3 protein-coding genes are annotated in these 3145 nt (G+C 67.2%); 2 read left to right on the top strand and 1 reads right to left on the bottom strand.

The window, feature by feature from the left end; all coding sequences use genetic code 11:
* Positions 1-65: 65 nt before the first annotated feature.
* Positions 66-1607, bottom strand: coding sequence for a serine hydrolase domain-containing protein (locus G205_RS20225; RefSeq protein WP_035754000.1), 1542 nt, complete (start codon positions 1605-1607; stop codon positions 66-68).
* Positions 1608-2000: 393 nt separating this feature from the next.
* Between G205_RS20225 and G205_RS23330 the strand changes: the two genes are divergently transcribed.
* Both G205_RS23330 and G205_RS23325 read left to right on the top strand, forming a co-directional pair.
* Positions 2001-2570: a hypothetical protein gene (locus G205_RS23330; RefSeq protein ID WP_009359666.1), complete on the top strand. Its 570-nt coding sequence runs from the start codon at positions 2001-2003 to the stop codon at positions 2568-2570.
* Positions 2534-3145 (top strand): HNH endonuclease family protein (locus G205_RS23325; RefSeq protein ID WP_235047119.1); only part of this gene is annotated, 612 nt, incomplete at its 3' end. The genes G205_RS23330 and G205_RS23325, both read left to right, overlap by 37 nt.

Below are 3145 nucleotides of genomic sequence, written 5' to 3'. Positions count from 1 at the left end.
CACCACCAACCCCCGCTCACCACAAGTCAGCGCGCGTTGGTGTGGGGCCATTGGGCGGGCAGCTGTCAGAGGACTTTTCGTGTCGGTACCCGCAGCAGGAATGTCCGGGGGATGGGCCAGAGGATAGCCAGGGCGAGGGCCGGCACCAGGAAGAGTCCGACGTCGGGAAACTGCCGGATGACCACCAGCAGATGGGTATCGAACCTGGCAGGGGCGTAGTCGAGGCACAGCCAAAGGACGAAGGCGTCAAGGCCGAGGGCGGCCACCGCATAGGCGGCGGGGAAGCGCGCCGTGCGTTGCGGCAGCAGGTACCGCGCGCCCAGCCAGAGGCTTAGCAGCTCCGCGAGCAGCAGGGCCAGGGCCACCGCCCAGCTGTACCGCTGGAGCCAGTCCTCGTAGATGACCGCCGGCACCGGCTCCTGGCCGTGAATGATCCGCAGGACATTGGTGTCGATGGCCTTCAACCGTGACGGTGCGGCGGCGTCGTTGGCATTGATGACCAGCGCGACCCCCAGGCCCGAGGACGGCACCATGCCCAAATAGGTGTGGCTGTTGCCCCACTCGCCCTGGTGTTCAAGGAGCCGGGGCAGGGCCTCCTCAGGTACGGCCGAGCCAGGGCTGGCGGACTCCACCAGCGGACGGGTGTACCAGCCCATCGCGTACTCCTTGGACCCTTCGACCTGCACGCGCGGCTCGAACATCGTCTCCACGCTCCCGGGCCGGAGGACCTGCGCGGTACCGTAACGGCCGCCGTCGAGCAGCGCGATCAGCTCACGGCCCAGGTCCTCCGCGGACGAGTACAGCGTGGACGAGGGCATCCCGGACGAGGGAGCGGGCACGTCCGTCTGGCGCCAGAAGGAGCCGAACCAGCGCGAGTAGCCGGCGGCGGCGTTTCCGGCGCGGGCGGCGGCACGGGTCGGGTGGCTGTGCGCCATGTCCAGCGGCCCGAAAACGTGGTCCTCCAGGTACTCCCCGAACGGCTGGCCGGAGACCGTCTGCACCAGCAGGCCCAGGATGTTGTAGTTGGCGTTGGCGTAGTGGAATGTCTCGCCCGGAGTCCTGGCCAAGGGGGCATCGGCCAGGGCCCAAACGCTTTCCTCCAAGGCCTCCGGGCCCTGTTCGAGGGAGGCTTCGAAGGCGGTGTCCCTGGACGCCATGCCGCTGGCCTGGTGCAGCAGGTGCCGCACCGTGATGGACACAGACCGGCTGTCATCAAGCGTGAACCAAGGCAGGTACGTCTGTACCGGCTCATCCAGCCGCAGCCGACCGGCCTCCACCTGCTGCATCACCGCGATCGCGGTCAGGGACTTGCTGGTAGACGCGAGCAGGACCGGCGTCCGGACTGTCATGGGCCGTCCGGAGTCATCGGCGCGGCCGAATGCGGCCGAGTGCACCTGCTTCCCGTCCTTTACGACGGCGACGGCGGCACCGGGGATTCCGAGGGCATCGATCTGCTCCTGGAGGAAGGCATCGAGGGTTTTATGGTTCTGTTCCGAGGTGGCGGGCTCCGCGGCGGGAGCCGAGGCAACAGGGGAGGGGGCGGCGGCAAAGCTGAAACCCAGCAAGCACAGCAGGAGGCAGTGTGACCACACCCCATGAGTCCGCATGCCCGCACCTGCACTTCGGCCGCTTTTCCCTTCACGGTAGGGCGCACCAAAGGCGAAAGACAAGCATTACCCGGCCCAGCGGATACCCAAATAGTTAAGCCCAAAAACCCAAGTGCGACAAGCAGGATCAAGATCAGCTCAAGGGCTGCTCAATCTTCAGCGAGGAAAACCGGAATACGGGAATTCCTTACGGCAGTGCCAATAGGCTCAACGGCGAATCATTTGTCGCGTTTAGCAGCAAGCCCGGCAATTGCGGGGCCTTTTCGGGCTCAGATAAATGGGGAAATGATGTCCGAATACCAGACCCTGAGGGGTCCTTATCAACCTGCGCCCAGACCGCCGCGCAAACCACTCGCCTCCACCATCATTGTTGGAGTCATTACCGCTCTTTTTATGCTTTTGGGGGCGCTGAGCAGTGGACTTGGCGGTGCGCTGGTGTTCCTGGCCATCTCAGCCGGGCTCACAGGCCTGTACGTCGTCCTGACCGGACGCCGCTCCTGGGCTTGGCTGCCTGCCACACGGAAGGCCGGCGCCGTTGCACTCGCCACCTCGTTCGCCCTCCTCCTCGCCGGCGGCGCAACCATGCCGCGTGTTTCCACCGAGGACCTGGAAGCTGCCGCCTCGGGAAGCACCGCGCCGGCCGCCGCGGCCACGGCGAGGCCAACCGCCACAGCCAGTGCGGCGCCGTCGTCCGCTTCCACAGCCCAGGAGACGGGCGCACCGCTGGATCCAGAGACGCCGTACCTGGTGGCGCAGGGCGTGCCTGTCACCGCTCCGAAGGAGCAGCCCGCGTTCGCCACCCGGGCGATCGACCTGCTGGCCACCCTTCCCATCAAGGCAGGGCGCCGAAGACGGGATACGACCGGGCGCTGTTCGGCCAGGCGTGGGCGGATGTGGACCGCAACGGCTGCGACACCCGCAACGACATGCTCAAGCGTGACCTCACGGCCGTCAGCTACGTGAACAGCGTCCCGTGCAAGGTGAAGTCGGGTATGCTCGATGACCCGTATACGGGCAGGAGCATCAGTTTCCTGCGCGGGCAGGCCACCAGCAGTGCCGTCCAGATCGACCATGTGGTGGCGCTCAGCGATGCGTGGCAGAAGGGCGCCCAGCAGCTGACCACGGAACAGCGGACAGCGTTCGCCAATGACCCGCTGAACCTGCAGGCGACGGACGGCCCCACCAACCAGAAAAAGGGCGACGGCGACGCCGCCACCTGGCTGCCGCCGAACAAGGGCTTCCGGTGCGAGTACGTCGCCCGGCAGATTTCCGTGAAGGCCACCTACGGGCTGTGGGTCACCCAGGCGGAACACGACGCCATGGCCCGGATCCTCGCCGACTGCAGCGGACAGCTGGCGCCGACCAACGCCCAGCCTCCAGCCCCTTCACCGGCACCGGTTCCGGCGGAGCCCGCTCCGGCGGCTGTGGCACCAGCTCCCGTGGCCCCGGCTCCTGCAGCTGTTGCTCCGGCCCCGGCTCCGGCTGCACCCGCACCTGCACCTGCCCCGGTTGCTCCGGCCCCCGTTGTTCCGGCACCT

It is taken from the genome of Arthrobacter nitrophenolicus, assembly GCF_000332815.1.
Taxonomy (GTDB): Bacteria; Actinomycetota; Actinomycetes; order Actinomycetales; family Micrococcaceae; genus Arthrobacter; species Arthrobacter nitrophenolicus.
The sequence above is the reverse complement of the archived record's forward strand: the minus strand, read 5'-3'. Positions and strand labels throughout refer to the sequence as shown.